This is a genomic window from Streptomyces caelestis (assembly GCF_001279005.1).
Taxonomy (GTDB): Bacteria; Actinomycetota; Actinomycetes; order Streptomycetales; family Streptomycetaceae; genus Streptomyces; species Streptomyces heliomycini.
Genome location: NZ_LGCN01000251.1, coordinates 115,069 through 132,041 on the forward strand (window position 1 = coordinate 115,069; position 16,973 = coordinate 132,041).

Sequence of the window (16,973 nt, forward strand, 5' to 3'; positions counted from 1 at the left end):
GCCATGGACCTCGAGACGTTCCGCAAGCTCGCCACCGACCGCAGGGTCATCCCGGTCACCCGCAAGCTCCTCGCCGACGGCGACACCCCGGTCGCGCTCTACCGCAAGCTCGCCGCCGAGCGCCCCGGCACCTTCCTGCTGGAGTCCGCCGAGAACGGCCGCTCCTGGTCCCGCTACTCCTTCGTCGGCGTCCGCAGCGCCGCCACGCTCACCGAGCGCGCCGGACGGGCGCACTGGGAGGGGACCCCGCCCGTCGGCGTGCCCGTGGACGGCGACCCGCTCGCCGCGCTGCGCGCGACCCTGCAGGCCCTGCACACCCCGCGCGACCTCGCCCACGACCTGGGCCTGCCGCCCTTCACCGGCGGCATGGTCGGCTACCTCGGCTACGACATCGTGCGCCGCCTGGAGAAGGTCGGCCCCGGCGAGCGGGACGATCTGAGGCTGCCCGAGCTGACCATGCTGCTCACCAGCGACCTCGCCGTCATGGACCACTGGGAGGGCTCGGTCCGGCTGATCGCCAACGCGATCAACCACAACGACCTGGAGACCGGCGTCGACGAGGCGTACGCCGACGCCGTGGCCCGGCTCGACGCCATGGAGGCCGACCTCGCCCGCGCGGTGGCCCAGCCGCCCGCCGTGCTGCCGCCCTCCGAGCTGCCCGAGTACACCGCGCTGTGGGGCGGCCCCGACTTCCAGCGGGCCGTGGAGGACGTCAAGGAACGCATCCGCGCGGGGGAGGCCTTCCAGGTCGTCCCCTCCCAGCGGTTCGAGACGCCGTGCACGGCGAGCGCCCTCGACGTCTACCGGGTGCTGCGGACCACCAATCCGTCCCCGTACATGTACCTGTTCCGCTTCGACGGCTTCGACGTCGTCGGCTCGTCCCCCGAGGCGCTGGTGAAGGTCGAGGACGGGCGGGCCATGGTCCACCCCATCGCCGGCACCCGGCACCGCGGCGCCACCCCGCAGGAGGACCAGGCCCTCGGCGACGAACTGCTCGCCGACCCCAAGGAGCGCGCGGAGCACCTGATGCTCGTCGACCTGGGGCGCAACGACCTCGGGCGGGTCTGCGAACCCGGCTCCGTCGAGGTCGTCGACTTCATGTCCGTCGAGCGGTACTCGCACGTCATGCACATCGTCTCGACGGTCACCGGGCGGGTCAGCGCCGGCCGCACCGCGTTCGACGTGCTCACCGCCTGCTTCCCGGCCGGCACGCTCTCCGGCGCGCCCAAGCCCCGCGCGCTGCGGATCATCGACGAACTCGAACCGTCCCGGCGCGGGCTGTACGGCGGCTGCGTCGGCTACCTCGACTTCGCGGGCGACTCCGACACCGCGATCGCGATCCGTACCGCGCTGCTGCGGGACGGCACCGCGTACGTGCAGGCCGGAGCGGGGATCGTGGCCGACTCCGACCCGGTCGCGGAGGACACCGAGTGCCGTAACAAGGCGGCGGCGGTGCTGCGCGCGGTGCACAGCGCGAACCGGCTGGGAACGGCCTGAGACGAACCCCGGGTGTCGGTTCGCCCGGGGTTCAGGCGATAGTGGATGCCGTGACTGCTGTACCCACCCCTCGTTCCGAGGCCGCCGGCTCCACCCGCGGCGGCCGCCTCAGCCTCGTCGTCGCCCTGCTGTGCGGCGCCCTGGGCGCGGCCGTGGCCCTGCTCGCCACCCGGCAGCAGTGGTCGGAGGGCACCGCCACGGTGGCCGGCGGCGCGTTCCCCCTGACCGCGAAGGGCAGCGACGTCACGGGCGTGCCCGCCGCCCTGGCCGTCGTGGGGCTCGCGGCGCTGGTCGCGGTGTTCGCCGTGCGCCGGGCCGGTCGCCTGGCCGTCGCGGCGCTGCTGGCGCTGTCGGGGGCGGGCACGGTGCTGGCGGCGCTGCTCGGGGCGTCGGACAGCGGGGCGCTCGACGAGAAGGCGGCCCAGGCGTCGGGGGACACGTCCGCGACCGTGGACGCCCTCAGCCACACCGCGTGGCCGTACGTGGCCGCCGCGGGCGGCGTCCTGCTGCTGCTGGCCGGCCTGCTCGCCCTGCGCTACGGCCGTCTCTGGCCGGCCATGTCCGGCCGCTACGAACGCGACGGCGCCCCGCGTGCACGCCGCAGGCCCGCGTCCGTCGACCCCGACCGCCCCGAGGACCTCTGGAAGGCCCTGGACCGAGGCGAGGACCCGACGGGCGCGTAACCGCCCCACGGGGCCGACGCCCCCGCTGCGGGCAGCCGCACCGCTGGGGCGACGCCCGCCCGCCCGCCCGTCCCCGGCTGCGGGCAGTCGTGCCGCTGGGGCGGCACGGGTGGGCGCAGCGGCACCTCGTCGGCGCCGGGCTGCGCACCCGCCCCCGCCCCACTCACGCGGGCGTTCACCCATTCGGCACTCCCCGGGGCAGCCGGACCGGGTGGTGGGCGCGCGGCCCGGCGCCGACGGGGCGCCTCCGGCACCCTCAGCGCCCGCCCTCCCCCGTTCCCGGCCTCGCTCGAGCGAGGGGCCCTCTTCGCCCCGGGGGTACCTCCCAGGCCCTTGAGGCACTGGGGAGGCACGACTGCCCGCGGTGAGCGAGGAGGCACGGCCGCCGGCGATCGCGGCCCCGCGCGTACCCCCGCTCACCCCCGGCGGGCGCGTGCGGGACAATGGGATCGAGCGTCCGCTCAGACACGTACACAGCAACGAGGAGCAAGCAATGGCGGGCAGCAGCCACGGTCACACCCCGGCCGCCTGGACCGGTGTCATCATCGCCTTCATCGGCTTCTGCGCCGGTGGCGCGTTCATGGTGATGGACCAGCCCGTGGGCTTCTGGGCGAGCATGGGCGTCGTACTCCTCGGCGGTGTCGTCGGCGCCGTCATGCGCTCGATGGGCATGGGCCAGCCGAAGAGCAACCACCCCGTGCACCAGGTCACCGGCGACCGCGCGCCGGCCGGCGCCCAGGGCTGAGCACGGCGGAGCACCCCGCACGGGGGCGGGCCCGGCACGGCGCCGGAACCGCCCCCGCGCCATGTCCGGGGCACAATGCACGGCGTGAACGCTCCCACCCCCGGCACGCCCCCCGGCACGCCCCCCGGCACGCCCCCCGGCACGCCTCCCGGCAGGGCGGCCCGACTGGCCGTCCCCGCGGGGCTGCTCGCCGCCGTCGCCGGGGCCTTCGCCTATGTCGGGGTCGTGGACCCCAACGAGCCCGGCCACTACCCCGCCTGCCCGCTGCTGCGCCTCACCGGCCTGTACTGCCCCGGCTGCGGCGGACTGCGCAGCGCGCACGCCGTCGCCCACGGCGACCTCCCGGCCGCCCTCCAGGCCAACGCGCCCGCCGTCCTCGGCTACGCCGTCTGCGCCGTGCTGTGGACCGTCTGGGTGGTCCGCGCGACGCGCGGCGGGCCGCCGCCGCGGATCGATCCGCCGCCGGTGCTCCTGTGGTCCCTCGGAGTGCTGCTGCTGGCCTTCACGGTTGTCCGGAACCTGCCGTTCGGTGGCTGGCTGCATCCTTGATCGACAGACGAAAGTCCAGGTAGGGGGAGTGGCGTCAACCTGGATGCGGGGCATACGCCCCGCTGCGGATACCATCGCAGTGACCAGTGAAGACCGCCCGTCAGGAAGGGGGCCGCTCGCGTGAGTGTGCTCGACGAGATCATCGACGGAGTCCGTGCCGACCTCGCGGAGCGGCAGGCGCGCGTCAGCCTCGACGAGCTCAAGGAGCGCGCGGCGAAGGCTCCCGCGGCCAAGGACGGCGTGGCCGCCCTGCGCGGCGACGGCGTCAAGGTGATCTGCGAGGTCAAGCGCTCCAGCCCGTCCAAGGGCGCGCTCGCCGCGATCGCCGACCCGGCGGGGCTCGCCGCCGACTACGAGGCGGGCGGCGCCGCCGTCATCTCCGTCCTCACCGAACAGCGCCGCTTCGGCGGCTCGCTGGCGGACCTGGAGGCCGTCCGCGCGCGCGTGGACATCCCCGTGCTGCGCAAGGACTTCATCGTCACGTCGTACCAGCTCTGGGAGGCCCGCGCGTACGGCGCCGACCTCGCCCTGCTGATCGTCGCGGCCCTCGACCAGCCGGCCCTGGAGTCGCTGATCGAGCGTGCGGTGTCCATCGGCCTCACCCCGCTCGTCGAGGTGCACGACGAGGACGAGGTCGAGCGCGCGGTCGACGCGGGCGCCAAGGTCATCGGCGTCAACGCCCGCAACCTCAAGACCCTCGAGGTCGACCGGGGCACCTTCGAGCGGGTCGCCCCCGAGATCCCCGACACCCTGGTCAAGGTCGCCGAGTCCGGCGTCCGCGGCCCGCACGACCTCATCGCCTACGCCAACGCCGGCGCCGACGCGGTCCTGGTGGGCGAGTCCCTGGTCACCGGCAAGGACCCCAGGACGGCCGTCTCCGACCTGGTGGCGGCGGGCGAACACCCGGCACTGCGCCACGGCCGCGGCTGACCCACCGGTAGGCTGCCCCCATGACCCTCTCCCGCCTCGCACGTGGCTGTCGGCCCCGAGGCTGCCGTGCCCCCGCCCGCAGGGTGCACGGCCGCAGGGTCCGCTACGTGATCGGCGACGAACCCGGGCAGGTGAACGGCAGGCGATGGCAGCGCGCCCCACAGGGGCGCGGGGCTGACGCGGACATCCGACTCCGTCGCGCGTGCGCGACCGGCCGCACACGGCCTGAAGCCGGCTGACGACCCCCGCCCCACGGCGACACGTGCCCGACACACACTCACCGTGAGGTATACGCATGCCCAGCAACTTCTTCATCCCCGACCCGGAGGGTCAGGTCCCCGGTCCCGAGGGCTACTTCGGCGCCTTCGGCGGCAAGTTCATCCCCGAGGCCCTCGTCGCCGCGGTCGACGAGGTGGCCGTCGAGTACGACAAGGCCAAGCACGACCCCGAGTTCGCCCGGGAACTCGACGACCTCCTGGTCCACTACACCGGCCGCCCGAGCGCCCTCACCGAGGTCCCCCGGTTCGCCGAACACGCCGGCGGGGCCCGGGTCTTCCTCAAGCGCGAGGACCTGAACCACACCGGCTCGCACAAGATCAACAACGTGCTCGGCCAGGCCCTGCTCACCAAGCGGATGGGCAAGACCCGCGTCATCGCCGAGACCGGCGCCGGCCAGCACGGCGTGGCCACCGCCACCGCCTGCGCCCTCTTCGGCCTCGACTGCACGATCTACATGGGCGAGATCGACACGCGGCGCCAGGCCCTCAACGTGGCCCGGATGCGGATGCTCGGCGCCGAGGTCATCGCGGTGAAGTCCGGCAGCCGCACCCTGAAGGACGCCATCAACGAGGCGTTCCGCGACTGGGTCGCCAACGTCGACCGCACCCACTACCTCTTCGGCACCGTCGCGGGACCGCACCCCTTCCCGGCCATGGTCCGCGACTTCCACCGCGTCATCGGCGTCGAGGCCCGCCGCCAGCTCCTGGAGCGCGCCGGGCGCCTGCCCGACGCCGCGATCGCCTGCGTCGGCGGCGGCTCCAACGCCATCGGCCTCTTCCACGCCTTCATCCCGGACGCCGGCGTGCGCCTCATCGGCTGCGAGCCCGCCGGCCACGGCATCGAGAGCGGCGAGCACGCGGCCACCCTCACCGCGGGCGAGCCCGGCATCCTGCACGGCTCCCGGTCGTACGTCCTCCAGGACGACGAGGGCCAGATCACCGAGCCGTACTCGATCTCGGCCGGTCTGGACTACCCGGGCATCGGACCCGAGCACTCCTACCTCAAGGACAGCGGCCGCGGCGAGTACCGCGCGGTGACCGACGACGCCGCCATGCAGGCCCTGCGCCTGCTGTCGCGCACCGAGGGCATCATCCCGGCCATCGAGAGCGCCCACGCCCTCGCCGGCGCCCTGGAGGTCGGCAGGGAGCTGGGCGGGGACGGGCTGATCGTGGTCAACCTGTCCGGGCGCGGCGACAAGGACATGAACACCGCCGCCCGTTACTTCGGGCTGTACGACACCGACGCCGAGGTCGCCGCCGACGAGGCCGGCACCGCCGAGATCGAGGGGGACGCCAAGTGAGCGGGAACGTGCGGCTGCTGGACGACACCCTCGCCGCGGCGAAGGCCGAGGGCCGCTCCGCCCTCATCGCCTACCTCCCGGCCGGGTTCCCGACCGTGGACGGCGGCATCGAGGCGGTCAAGGCCGCCCTGGACGGCGGCGCCGACGTCGTGGAGGTGGGGCTGCCGCACAGCGACCCCGTCCTCGACGGCCCGGTCATCCAGACCGCCGACGACATCGCCCTGCGCGGCGGCGTGAAGATCGCCGACGTGATGCGCACGGTCCGCGAGGCCCACGCGGCCACCGGCAAGCCGATCCTCGTCATGACCTACTGGAACCCCATCGACCGCTACGGCGTCGAGCGGTTCACCGCCGAGCTGGCCGAGGCGGGCGGCGCCGGGTGCATCCTGCCCGACCTGCCGGTCCAGGAGTCGGCGCTCTGGCGGGAGCACGCGCAGAAGCACGGGCTCGCCACGGTCTTCGTGGTCGCGCCCAGCAGCAAGGACGAGCGGCTCGCCGAGATCACCGCGGCGGGCAGCGGCTTCGTCTACGCCGCCTCCCTGATGGGCGTCACCGGCACCCGTGAGTCGGTCGGCGCCCAGGCCGAGGACCTGGTGCGGCGCACCCGCGCCACCACCGACGTCCCGGTCTGCGTCGGCCTCGGCGTCTCCAACGCCGCCCAGGCCGCCGAGGTCGCCGGCTTCGCCGACGGCGTGATCGTCGGTTCCGCCTTCGTCAAGCGGATGCTGGACGCCCCCGACGACGCGGCCGGCGTCGAGGCCGTCCGCGCGCTCGCCGGCGACCTGGCCAAGGGCGTGCGCCGGCAGGTGTGACCGGCCGGGGTGTCCACGGGCAGTCATACGGATCCCTCGTAAGGGTGGTCCTGGGACCGGGGAGGCGCTGTGCGCCTCCCCGGTTCGTTCTGCGGGGTGTGAGCGAGAAGAACCCTGAGGGAAAGCGCACCGCCCGGGAGCGGCTGGCGGTCGAGCGTGAGAAGCAGAAGTCGGCGGAGAAGCGACGCCGTGCCCTGATCGTGGGCGCGAGCGTGCTCTGTGTCCTGGGGCTCGCGGCGGTGGCCGGTGTCATCGCCGCCAACTCCGGCGGGGACGAGGAGAGCGAGGCGGCCGGTCCCGTGGTGGCGCCTTCCGGGGCCCAGGGCAAGGACGGCCTCGCCATCCCGGTCGGCAAGGAGAGCGCCAAGGCCACCCTCGTCGTGTGGGAGGACTTCCGCTGCCCGGCCTGCAAGGTCTTCGAGCAGAACTACAGCCCCACCCTCCACCAGCTGACCGACTCCGGCCAACTGAAGGTGGAATACCACCTGGTCACGCTGATCGACAACGGCATGGGCGGCACCGGCTCCCGCAACGCGGCCAACGCCGCCGCCTGCGCCCAGGACGTCGGGAAGTTCGCCGCGTACCACGACGTGCTGTTCGAGAACCAGCCGATGGAGAGCGACGACGCCTTCGCCGGCGACGGCAGACTGATCGAGCTGGCCGGCAAGGTCGACGGACTCGACACCCCCGCCTTCCGCACCTGCGTCGAGGGCGGCACGCACAACGGCTGGGTCGCCAAGTCCCACGAGGCGTTCCAGAAGAGCGGCTTCAGCGGCACGCCGACGGTGATGTTCGACGGCAAGAACATCATCCAGGACCGCTCGATGACCCCGGAGAAGTTCAAGCGGATGGTCGAGGAGGCCGACAAGGGACAGTGACGCTCCGCACCGACCGTCCGGGGGTCCTGTTATGGAGCCGTAGCCGGGCTGCCCGCCGTGCGGCCGGTCCGGCACGGTAGCGTCGACCCTGCCATGGAACTTGCCTACATTCCCAGCCCGTCGAGCGGGGTGCTGTACCTCGGCCCCGTTCCGCTGCGCGGCTACGCGTTCTGCATCATCATCGGCGTCTTCGTTGCCGTCTGGCTCGGCAACAAGCGCTGGGTCGCCCGGGGCGGGCGGGCCGGCACGGTGGCCGACATCGCTGTCTGGGCCGTGCCCTTCGGTCTGATCGGCGGCCGGCTCTACCACGTGATCACGGACTACCAGCTGTACTTCAGCGAGGGCCGTGACTGGGTGGACTCCTTCAAGATCTGGGAGGGTGGTCTCGGCATCTGGGGCGCGATCGCGCTCGGCGCGCTGGGCGCCTGGATCGGCTGCCGTCGCCGGGGCATCCCGCTGCCCGCCTACGCCGACGCCATCGCGCCGGGCATCGCGCTCGCCCAGGCGATCGGCCGCTGGGGCAACTGGTTCAACCAGGAGCTGTACGGGCGGCCCACCGATCTGCCGTGGGCGCTGGAGATCACGTCCTCCGCCGACGGGCGGGAGCCGGGGACGTACCACCCGACGTTCCTGTACGAGTCGCTGTGGTGCGTCGGTGTGGCGCTGCTGGTGATCTGGGCGGACCGGCGGTTCGAGCTCGGGCACGGGCGGGCGTTCGCGCTGTACGTCGCCGGGTACTGCGCGGGGCGGTTCTGGATCGAGTACATGCGTGTCGACGAGGCGCACCACATCCTCGGGCTGCGGCTGAACAACTGGACGGCCGTCCTGGTGTTCCTGCTCGCGGTGCTGTACATGGTGCTGTCGGCGCGGAAGCGGCCGGGGCGGGAGGACGTGGTGGAGCCGGGGGCCTCCGGCGGTGAGGACGGGTCCGAGGCCGAGGCCGAGGCCGGTTCCGACGGGGCCGAGGCCGCGGAGAAGGACGAGGAGAGCGCTCCCTCCCTGAAGAAGGACTCCTCGGACTCCGGGGGTTCCGAGGGTTCCGAGTCCAAGGACAAGGACGAGGACAAGGACGGGGCCGGGTCGGCGAAGAAGGGCTGACCACCGCCTGTCGTACTGCGCCGAGGGCGTCCGGGGTTCTCCGGGCGCCCTCGGTCCGTGTGGGGCGGGGTCAGGGTCTGGTGGTCAGGGAGAGGGTTCTTCGAGCTGCCAGTACCGCTGCCGTGTCGATGAAGGTGCCGTCGGGGAGGGCCTGGGCGCCCTGGGTCGTGGCCGCCGCCTTGACGATGGTCTCCGCCTGTTCGATCTCCTCCTCCGTGGGGAGGTAGGCGCGCTCGATGACCGGCAGCTGGCGGGGGTGGATCGCGGCGCGGCCCAGGAAGCCCAGGGCGCGGCCGCGCGCGCAGGAGGCGCGCAGGCCGTCCAGGTCGCGGATGTCAGGGTGGACGGACTGGGTGGGCGGGGCGAGGCCCGCCGCCCGCGCGGCGACGACCACCCGGGAGCGGGACCAGTCGAGTCCCGCGTCGTCGCGCACGCCCAGGTCGGCCCGTAGGTCCTCCTCCCCGATGGCGATACCGCGCAGGGACGGGTGGGCGGCGGCCACGGCATGGGCGCGTTCGATGCCGAGGGCCGTCTCCAGGAGGGCGTACAGGGGCAGCGGGCCGCCGCGGGCGGACACGGCGCGTCGGGCGACGCGTACGACGTCGGACGGGGACGACACCTTGGGCAGGCGCAGGCCGGACAGACCGGGGGCGGGCGCGACGGCCGCGAGGTCGGCGCGGGCCCAGGGGCCGGACAGGGCGTTGACGCGGACGTGGACCGGAACCGGCTGCGGGTCGCGCAGCAGCTCGGCGGTGGCGGAGCGGGCGTAGGCCTTGCGGTCGGGGGCGACCGCGTCCTCCAGGTCGATCACCACCACGTCGGCGCCGGAGGCGAGCGCCTTCGCCACCACGGGAGGACGGTGGCCGGGGGCGTACAGCCAGGTCAGCGGGAAGCCCGTCACAGGGCTCCCTCCGCGCGGAGCTCCGCGAGGTCGTCGGGTGTGAGGCCCAGTTCGGTGAGGACCTCCTCGGTGTCCGCGCCGTGCGGGCGGCCCGCCCAGCGGATCGCGCCCGGGGTGGCGGAGAGCCGGAAGAGCACGTTCTGCATGCGCAGCGGGCCCAGCTCCGGATCGTCGACCGTGGTGATCGTGTCCAGCGCCTGGTACTGCGGGTCCGCCATGACGTCCCGTACGTCCTGGACGGGGGCGACGGCCGCCTCCGCCTTCTCGAAGGCCGCCAGGACGTCGGTGCGGGTGTGCCGGGCGATCCAGCCGCCGACCGCCTCGTCCAGGACGTCCGCGTGCCGGGCCCGGTCCTCGCCGGTGGCGAACCAGGGCTCGTCGATCAGGTCCGGCCGGCCCACCAGCACCATCACGCGCTCGGCGACGGACTGGGCCGAGGTGGAGACGGCGACCCAGGTGCCGTCGGCGGTGAGGTAGGTGCCGCGCGGCGCGTTGTTCTGGGAGCGGTTGCCGGTGCGGGGCTGGACGTGGCCCAGCTGGTCGTACCAGGTCGGCTGGGGTCCGAGCGCGGTGAGGATCGGCTCGATCAGCGCCATGTCGACGACCTGGCCCTCTCCCGTGCGGTCCCGTCCGGCCAGCGCGGTCATGACGGCGTACGCCGTGGTCAGGCCCGCGATGGAGTCCGCCAGGCCGAACGGCGGCAGGGTCGGCGGGGCGTCCGGCTCCCCGGTGATCGCGGCGAAGCCGCTCATCGCCTCGGCGAGGGTGCCGAAGCCCGGGCGGTGCGCGTACGGGCCGAACTGGCCGAAGCCGGTGACCCGGGCCAGGACCAGCCGGGGGTTGACGGCGGACAGTTCGGGCCAGCCCAGGTCCCACTTCTCCAGGGTGCCGGGGCGGAAGTTCTCGATGACGACGTCGGCGGTCCCGGCCAGGCGCAGGAGGGTGGCCCGGCCGCCGGGCTTGGACAGGTCGAGGGTGATGGTGCGCTTGTTGCGGCCGAGCACCTTCCACCACAGGCCGACGCCGTCCTTCGACGGGCCGTGGCCGCGGCAGGGGTCCGGTTTCCCCGGATGCTCGACCTTGACGACCTCCGCGCCGAAGTCGCCGAGCAGGGTCGCGGCGAGGGGGCCGGCGAAGAGGGTGGCGAGGTCCAGGACGCGCAGGCCGGTCAGCGGGGGACCGGAGGGGGTGGGCCTGGTCATGGGCGGGTGGCCTCCAGGTGGGTCAGCCGGGCCAGGGTGTCGAAGCCGGTGCCGTGGAAACCGCCGACGGAGGTGGCCAGGCGGTTCTTCAGCGGGGCCGTCCAGCGTTCGGGGAGCGCGCGGGGCGAACCGGCGAGCAGGGCGGCGACGCTGCCGGCCGTCGCGCCGTTGGAGTCGGTGTCCCAGCCGCCGGACACCGCACGGCAGATGGAGCCGGTGAAGTCGCCGTCGGCGTGGGTGAGGGCGGCGGCGATCAGGGCGGTGTTGGGGACGGCGTGCACCCAGTGGTGGGTGGCGGCGTAGGTGTCGTGCAGGACGTCGACGACGGTGTCGAAGTCGGTGTGCTCGTGGGCCAGCCGAACGGCCCGGCGGACGGCCAGGGCCAGCCGGGAGCGGGGCGGCACGACGGTGAGGCCGGTGCGCAGACAGGTGTGGACGTCGTGGTCGCCGGTGGCGGCGGTGGCGATGACGGCCGCCGTGAACATCGCCGCGTAGACGCCGTTGGCGGTATGGGTGAGGGTGGCGTCGCGGTGGGCCTGCTCGGCGGCGGCGGCCGGGTCGCCGGGGTTGGTCCAGCCGTGCACGTCCGCGCGGATCAGGGCGCCGATCCACTCGCGGAAGGGGTTGTGGTGGCGGGCGGTCAGTGGGGGTTCGAGGCCGCTGAGGAGGTTGCGGTAGGCGACGCGTTCGGCGGTGAAGGCGCGGCCGGCGGGGAGTTCGTCGAGCCAGACGCGGGCCACGTCGGTGGAGGTGAAGGCGCGGCCGTGGCGCTGGAGGACGAGGAGGGCGAGGAGGGGGTGGTCGAGGTCGTCGTCCTCGGGCATGCCGTCGATGTTCTCGGCGAGGGAGGTCGCCGCGGAGCGGCGGTTCCAGGGGTACCTGGCCAAGAGGTCCCCGGGGACGCCGCGGGCGGTGAAGTACGTGGTCAGGGGCCAGTTGCCGGTGGCCTGGGCGAGGTGGCGGATGCCGGTCAGGGGGAGCTTCTCCACCGGTTTGCCCAGGAGGCAGCCGACCGCTCTGCCGAGCCAGGCGGCTTCCAGGGCGGTGGGGTGTGCGGCTCGGGGGGAAGGCGCGCGGCCCGGCGCTCGCGGGGTGCCGCCGCGCCCGCCCTCCCCCGCTCCCGGCTCCGTCGGCGGTGCGTTGCCGTCCGCGGTGGCGGGCCAGTGGGGGCACAGGGACTTGATCCGGGGCAGGTCGGTCGGTTCGTCGTCCGACAGGGTGCTGGGGAGGTCGGCCAGTTCGTCGAGGAGGTCGGTGGCCAGGAGGCGGAGGTAGGGGGAGGCGGGGTGGGGGGAGGCGCCCGCGGTGAGGGGCGCCTCGGGGCCGCCCGCCGCGCGCCATCGGGCGGCGACGGCCGAGGGCTCGCGGCCGTCCTGGGCCGCCTGGCGCAGTTCGTGGCCGATCAGGTCCTCCGGCTGGACCCAGGTCAGTCGGAGCATCCGGGGCCTCCCAGCTCCGCGAAGGCCCGCTCGTGGGCGCGGCGGCGCTCCACGTCACGCGCGAAGACCTCGCGGGTCACGGCGGTGAGGACGGCCGCCGGTTCCCACAGGTCGAGACGGCTGGCCTCCGCCACCGTCTTGGCCCAGTCCTCGGGGACCGGCGAGCCGAGCGCGCCGGCCACCGCGCCGGCCATCGTGGCGATGGAGTCGCAGTCGCGGCCGTAGTTCACCGCGCCGAGGACCGCGTGCCGGAAGTCGCCTCCCGCCACCACCAGCATGCCCAGCGCGACCGGGAGTTCCTCGACGGCGTGCAGCCGGGAGGGGCGGCGGGCGCCCAGCGACGGGGAGCGGTAGTCGGGGCCCACGGTGTCGTACGGCGTCACCGCCTTCCGCAGCGGACCCAGCGCCGACTCGAAGTCCGTGTGCCGCGACGCCGCTTCGCAGACCTTCTCGATCGCCTCCCGCGTGCCGTCCTTCGCCGAGGACAGGCACGCGGCGACGACCGAGTCCGCCGTCGCACCCGGCGCGCACGCCGCCGCCACGGCCGCCGCGAGGACGCCGGCCGCCTCCCTGCCGTACGACGACTGGTGCGCGCCCGCGACGTCCAGTGCCTCGGCGTACGCGGCGGCCGGGTGGGCGGCGTTGACCAGGCCGACCGGGGCCATGTACATCGCGGCGCCGCAGTTGACGATGTTGCCGGCGCCGGCCTCGCGCGGGTCGACGTGGCCGTGGTGCAGGCGGGCCACGAGCCATTTCTCGGCGAGGAAGATCCGGTGCAGCGGGAGCGCCTCCGCCTCCAGTTCCGGGATCCAGCGCGGGTTCGTCATCAGGTCCGGGACCAGGTGGTCGGCGACGGCGTAGGCGTCCAGGTGGTCGCGGACCGTCGCGTACACCCGGATCAGCGCGTGGGTCATCAGGGTGTCGTCGGTGACGTGGCCGTCGCCCTTGTGGTATGGCGCGACGGGACGGGCGGTGCGCCACGCGGCGCCGTTCCACGGGCCGACGACACCGTGTACGCGTCCGCCGTGGCGCTCGGCGATCTGCTCGGGGGAGTAGCCCTCGACCGGCCCGCCGAGGGCGTCGCCGACGGCCGCTCCGACGAGGGCGCCGGTGATCCGCTCGTCCAGGGGCAGGCCCCGGCCGCTGTTTTCTTCCTCTTCGCGCGTCATGCCCGAATCATCCCTCCGTCGGGGCCGGTTGTGCGGCTTCCAGGAGCCCGGCGAGTTCCACCAGGTCCGTGCCGGTGAGCCGGGGGAGTACGCAGCCGGAGAGGGTGCGGCAGCTCTCCCGCCACGTCGCCGGGATCGCGGCCCCGCCGCCCAGCGCGCCGGTGAGCGCGCCGGCGAGTGCCGGGGCGGAGTCCGCGACCCGGGACAGACAGGCCGCCGCGGGGACCGCCTCCGCGATCCGGCCGCGGGCGGCGGTGGTGAGGGCGAGGGCGACGGGGACGGTCTCGGCGGCGGCGACGCCGTAGCTGTAGACGTGGTCGACGATCTGGTGCTCCAGCGGCGGTACCAGGGCGAAGGCGCTGTCGGCGTCCGCCGCGAGCTTCAGGGCGTGCCGGGCGTTGCGGCCGATCTCCGTGTCCTCGGGCAGCTCGGCGCAGGCCGCCGCCACGCAGGTGTGCGGGTCCGCACCGGTCAGCGCGAGGGAGACGGCGGCGGCCATGGCACGGGCGCCGTGCACGCCGTCGCCGTCCTGGGTGTAGCGGGCGTCGAACTCGGCGAGGTCGGCGGCGGCCCGTGGGTCGCCGGGGTGGGCCACGGCCAGGACGCAGGCGCGTACGCAGGCGGCGTCGTCGAAGTAGTGCGGGTTGTCGTGGCCGGTGGCGGGCGGACGCAGACCGGTGGCGAGGTTGCCCAGGCCGGCCCGGACGGAGATGCGGGCGCGCAGGGGGAGGACGGCGGACTCGGTCTCGGGGGCCCGTTCGGTGGCGGCGGCGATCTCGGCGGCGACGGAGTTCCAGGTCAGATCGATGGCGGCGCGGGTGCGGCGCTCCCGGCTCAGGTCGCCGAGGGTGGTGTCGTCGCCGGCGCGCAGGACCGCTTCGGCGGCGAACGCGGCCCACTCGGCGTCGTCGGAGGGGCCGAGGCGGAGGGGCTCGGAGGGCTGGTTGAGGGCGATCGGGACGGGGAGGGTGGTGGTGGCGTTCTGTTCCGCGAAGGTGTCGAGTTCCCGGGTGAGGCGTCGTGTCCACTCGGGCATGCGGGCGGCTCTGTGGCGGGCGGCCGGCCAGCCGGCGGCGTCGCCCGCGGCGAGGCCGAGGAGGAGGCCCTCGATTCCCGCCCGCGGCGGGGCGGGACGTTCGGCCCCGGCCTCGCCTCCGGTCCGGACGGTCCCACCCGCACCGTCCGTGCGGCCTTCGCGGTCGGGTGCGGACGGCCCCCGGGGAGCGGACCCGCCGTCGGCGGCCGCGGGCGGGGCGGGGTTCTCCGCGGGGGGTGTCGTGGTGGTCATGCGGGGGTCTCCGGCGTCAGCAGGTCCGCGATGTCCAGGACGTGGTGGCCCGCCATGGCCGGCAGGCAGGTGCCGCGGGCCGGGGTGATGGCGGACGACCAGGCCGGCGGGATCGCCGCGGCGCCCCGGGTCGCGCCCGCGAGGGCGCCGGCCACCGCCGCCGTGGTGTCGGCGTCGCGGCCCATGTTGACGGCGGTCAGGACCGCCTGCTCGAAGTCGCCGTCGGCCGCCGCGTACGCGCCGAAGGCGAGGGCGACCGCCTCGGGGGCCAGGTCGGTCCACGGGTAGCCGCCGATCACCACCGCCGCGCGGACCGCGCGTTCGCCCAGATGGGCCGCGGTGACGGCGCGGCGCAGTGAGCGGGCGGTCCAGGAGTCGTCCGGCACCACCGCCAGGGCCGAGGCCACCACCGCGACCACCGGCGCCCCGGCCATCGCCGCCGCCACGCCCGCCGCGACCGCCTGGCCGCCGTAGATGCCCTCGCCGTCGTGGCTGACCGAGCCGTCGACCGCCGCCAGCCGGGCCGCCTCGTCGGGACGGCCGGCCGCGAACACCCCGTAGGGCGCCGCCCGCATCGCCAGCCCGTCGCTCCAGGCGTGCCGGTGCTGGGCGGAGACCGGCGCCGCCAGTCCCCGGCGCAGGTTCTCCAGCGTGCCGCGCTCGCTGAAGCCGGCGCCCCGGAAGGGCCCCTCCGCACGGTCCGCGATCCACTCGTGCCAGGCCGCCTCGACGTGCGCCGGGGTGAGCGCGGAGCCGTGCCGGGCCAGCAGCAGGCCCGAGAAGATCGCGTACTCGGTGTCGTCCGTGCCCGCCGGACGCTCCGCCACGTATCCCGTGATGCGGCCCCACCGCGCGCGGATCTCGGAGGGCTTCATGTTCTCGGCCGGGGCGCCCAGCGCGTCGCCGACGGCCAGGCCGAGCAGTGCGCCGCGCGCCCGCTCCCGGCGCCCGAGGGCGTCCCCGGGCGCGGGGACGGAGGGGATGCGGGCGGTCGGTGCCATACGCGGCTCTCCTCTCAGGGACGCCCCCGAGAGGCGCGGAGCCCTTTGCGGATCTGTCCCCGGTGCGGGGTCCGGCGCAGCCTTACCGCTCTCAGCGTCACCCGGTCGACATCTGCGCGTCCCTCCACACGAACGAGCGAAATCCGCAAAACCGCAGGTTAGCCCAGCCTTTCCTTGCTGGCGGGAAGGAATGCGGAGACATACATTGAGTGTTGTCGAAGAGTAGAACTTGTCCAAAGAAGACTGTGGGGGACACAGGTATGGCCATCATCGAGACCGAGGCGACGCTGCACGAGGCGCACCGCGACAACCACACGCACCGGGACGTGAACGGCGGCTGGCTGCGCCCCGCCGTGTTCGGCGCGATGGACGGACTGGTCTCCAACCTCGCCCTGATGACCGGTGTCGCGGGCGGAGCGGTCGGTCAGCGGACCATCGTGCTCACCGGCCTCGCCGGCCTGGCCGCCGGCGCCTTCTCCATGGCGGCCGGCGAGTACACCTCCGTCGCCTCCCAGCGTGAGCTGGTCGAGGCCGAGCTCGAGGTCGAGCGGCGTGAGCTGCGCAAGCACCCCAAGGACGAGGAGGCCGAGCTGGCCGCGCTCTACGAGGCCCGCGGCGTCGAGTCCGGACTGGCCCGCGAGGTCGCCCGGCAGCTGTCCAGGGACCCCGAGCAGGCGCTGGAGATCCACGCCCGCGAGGAACTCGGCGTCGACCCCTCCGACCTCCCCTCGCCCACCGTCGCCGCCGTGTCCAGCTTCGGCTCCTTCGCGCTGGGCGCCCTGCTGCCCGTGCTGCCGTACCTGCTCGGTGCGAGCAGCCTGTGGCCCGCCGTGCTGCTGGCGCTGCTCGGCCTCTTCCTGTGCGGCGCGGTGGTCGCCAAGGTGACGGCGCGGAGCTGGTGGTACAGCGGTCTGCGGCAGCTCCTCCTCGGTGGCGCCGCGGCCGGTGTGACGTACGCCCTGGGCGCACTGTTCGGAACGGCCGTAGGATGATGCGGCTCCCACGTATGCGTGGGGCCGCACAAGGAGCCGTTACCAGCTGGTTTCGACCGCATGACCACTGGGCATGAGCCGTAAGCGCTGTGGGCGAAGAGGCCGGTGGCGTGCCCCGCGGGGCGGGCGAAGAAGCCCTTTCCCGCCATCGGACCGACGGACATCGATCTGTTCTCCCCGGTTCCCATGGCTTCCGCCGCCAGGCGCGGA

At 74.4% G+C, this 16,973-nt stretch carries 17 protein-coding genes; 11 read left to right on the forward strand and 6 right to left on the reverse strand.

Annotation, left to right across the window (positions count from 1 at the left end):
- Positions 1 to 3 precede the first annotated feature (3 nt).
- The 10 genes from ADK41_RS34565 to lgt all read left to right on the forward strand — a co-directional run bounded on the left by ADK41_RS34565 (position 4) and on the right by lgt (position 8,771).
- The gene (locus tag ADK41_RS34565; RefSeq protein WP_030820693.1) at positions 4 to 1,497 is read left to right on the forward strand and encodes an anthranilate synthase component I; all 1,494 of its coding nucleotides are present in this window, start codon (positions 4 to 6) and stop codon (positions 1,495 to 1,497) included.
- Between the two features lie 41 nt (positions 1,498 to 1,538).
- A complete protein-coding gene (locus tag ADK41_RS34570; protein WP_030820695.1) occupies positions 1,539 to 2,180 on the forward strand; it encodes a TIGR02234 family membrane protein in 642 nt (213 codons plus the stop codon).
- Between the two features lie 493 nt (positions 2,181 to 2,673).
- Complete coding sequence (locus tag ADK41_RS34575; protein WP_030820698.1) at positions 2,674 to 2,925, forward strand: HGxxPAAW family protein; 252 nt, start codon at positions 2,674 to 2,676, stop codon at positions 2,923 to 2,925.
- Between the two features lie 75 nt (positions 2,926 to 3,000).
- The gene (locus ADK41_RS34580) at positions 3,001 to 3,474 is read left to right on the forward strand and encodes a DUF2752 domain-containing protein (RefSeq protein ID WP_030820701.1); all 474 of its coding nucleotides are present in this window, start codon (positions 3,001 to 3,003) and stop codon (positions 3,472 to 3,474) included.
- 120 nt (positions 3,475 to 3,594) lie between these two features.
- Positions 3,595 to 4,404, forward strand: a complete 810-nt coding sequence (gene trpC, locus ADK41_RS34585; protein WP_030820704.1) for an indole-3-glycerol phosphate synthase TrpC — start codon at positions 3,595 to 3,597, stop codon at positions 4,402 to 4,404.
- Positions 4,405 to 4,424: 20 nt separating this feature from the next.
- Positions 4,425 to 4,643, forward strand: coding sequence for a tryptophan biosynthesis modulator TrpM (gene trpM, locus ADK41_RS44430; RefSeq protein WP_078661818.1), 219 nt, complete (start codon positions 4,425 to 4,427; stop codon positions 4,641 to 4,643).
- A 56-nt stretch (positions 4,644 to 4,699) separates the two neighbouring features.
- Entirely contained in the window at positions 4,700 to 5,983 is a 1,284-nt protein-coding gene (trpB, locus tag ADK41_RS34590) for a tryptophan synthase subunit beta (protein ID WP_030820707.1), read from the forward strand.
- Complete coding sequence (gene trpA, locus ADK41_RS34595) at positions 5,980 to 6,795, forward strand: tryptophan synthase subunit alpha (protein WP_030820710.1); 816 nt, start codon at positions 5,980 to 5,982, stop codon at positions 6,793 to 6,795. The genes trpB and trpA overlap by 4 nt, the downstream gene beginning before the upstream one ends.
- A 98-nt stretch (positions 6,796 to 6,893) precedes the next feature.
- A complete protein-coding gene (locus tag ADK41_RS34600; protein ID WP_030820712.1) occupies positions 6,894 to 7,673 on the forward strand; it encodes a DsbA family protein in 780 nt (259 codons plus the stop codon).
- Positions 7,674 to 7,766: 93 nt separating this feature from the next.
- Positions 7,767 to 8,771, forward strand: coding sequence for a prolipoprotein diacylglyceryl transferase (gene lgt, locus ADK41_RS34605; protein WP_030820714.1), 1,005 nt, complete (start codon positions 7,767 to 7,769; stop codon positions 8,769 to 8,771).
- A 70-nt stretch (positions 8,772 to 8,841) separates the two neighbouring features.
- Here lgt and ADK41_RS34610 read toward each other — a convergent pair whose 3' ends face one another.
- From ADK41_RS34610 to ADK41_RS34635, 6 genes are read right to left on the reverse strand one after another with little or no spacing between them, the layout of a single operon-like run.
- Entirely contained in the window at positions 8,842 to 9,672 is an 831-nt protein-coding gene (locus ADK41_RS34610; RefSeq protein WP_030820717.1) for an HpcH/HpaI aldolase/citrate lyase family protein, read from the reverse strand.
- The gene (locus ADK41_RS34615; RefSeq protein ID WP_030820719.1) at positions 9,669 to 10,874 is read right to left on the reverse strand and encodes a CaiB/BaiF CoA transferase family protein; all 1,206 of its coding nucleotides are present in this window, start codon (positions 10,872 to 10,874) and stop codon (positions 9,669 to 9,671) included. Before ADK41_RS34615 ends, ADK41_RS34610 begins: the two co-directional genes overlap by 4 nt.
- Complete coding sequence (locus ADK41_RS34620) at positions 10,871 to 12,313, reverse strand: ADP-ribosylglycohydrolase family protein (protein ID WP_030820722.1); 1,443 nt, start codon at positions 12,311 to 12,313, stop codon at positions 10,871 to 10,873. The genes ADK41_RS34615 and ADK41_RS34620 overlap by 4 nt, the downstream gene beginning before the upstream one ends.
- On the reverse strand, positions 12,301 to 13,482 hold the full coding sequence (locus tag ADK41_RS34625; RefSeq protein WP_030820724.1) for an ADP-ribosylglycohydrolase family protein: 1,182 nt from the start codon (positions 13,480 to 13,482) through the stop codon (positions 12,301 to 12,303). The genes ADK41_RS34620 and ADK41_RS34625 overlap by 13 nt, the downstream gene beginning before the upstream one ends.
- A 7-nt stretch (positions 13,483 to 13,489) precedes the next feature.
- Positions 13,490 to 14,770, reverse strand: coding sequence for an ADP-ribosylglycohydrolase family protein (locus ADK41_RS34630; RefSeq protein ID WP_051842983.1), 1,281 nt, complete (start codon positions 14,768 to 14,770; stop codon positions 13,490 to 13,492).
- On the reverse strand, positions 14,767 to 15,771 hold the full coding sequence (locus ADK41_RS34635) for an ADP-ribosylglycohydrolase family protein (protein WP_030820728.1): 1,005 nt from the start codon (positions 15,769 to 15,771) through the stop codon (positions 14,767 to 14,769). Before ADK41_RS34635 ends, ADK41_RS34630 begins: the two co-directional genes overlap by 4 nt.
- 260 nt (positions 15,772 to 16,031) lie before the next feature.
- On the opposite strand from ADK41_RS34635, the gene ADK41_RS34640 reads away from it, so the two are divergent.
- Complete coding sequence (locus ADK41_RS34640; protein WP_030820730.1) at positions 16,032 to 16,763, forward strand: VIT1/CCC1 transporter family protein; 732 nt, start codon at positions 16,032 to 16,034, stop codon at positions 16,761 to 16,763.
- Positions 16,764 to 16,973 lie beyond the last annotated feature (210 nt).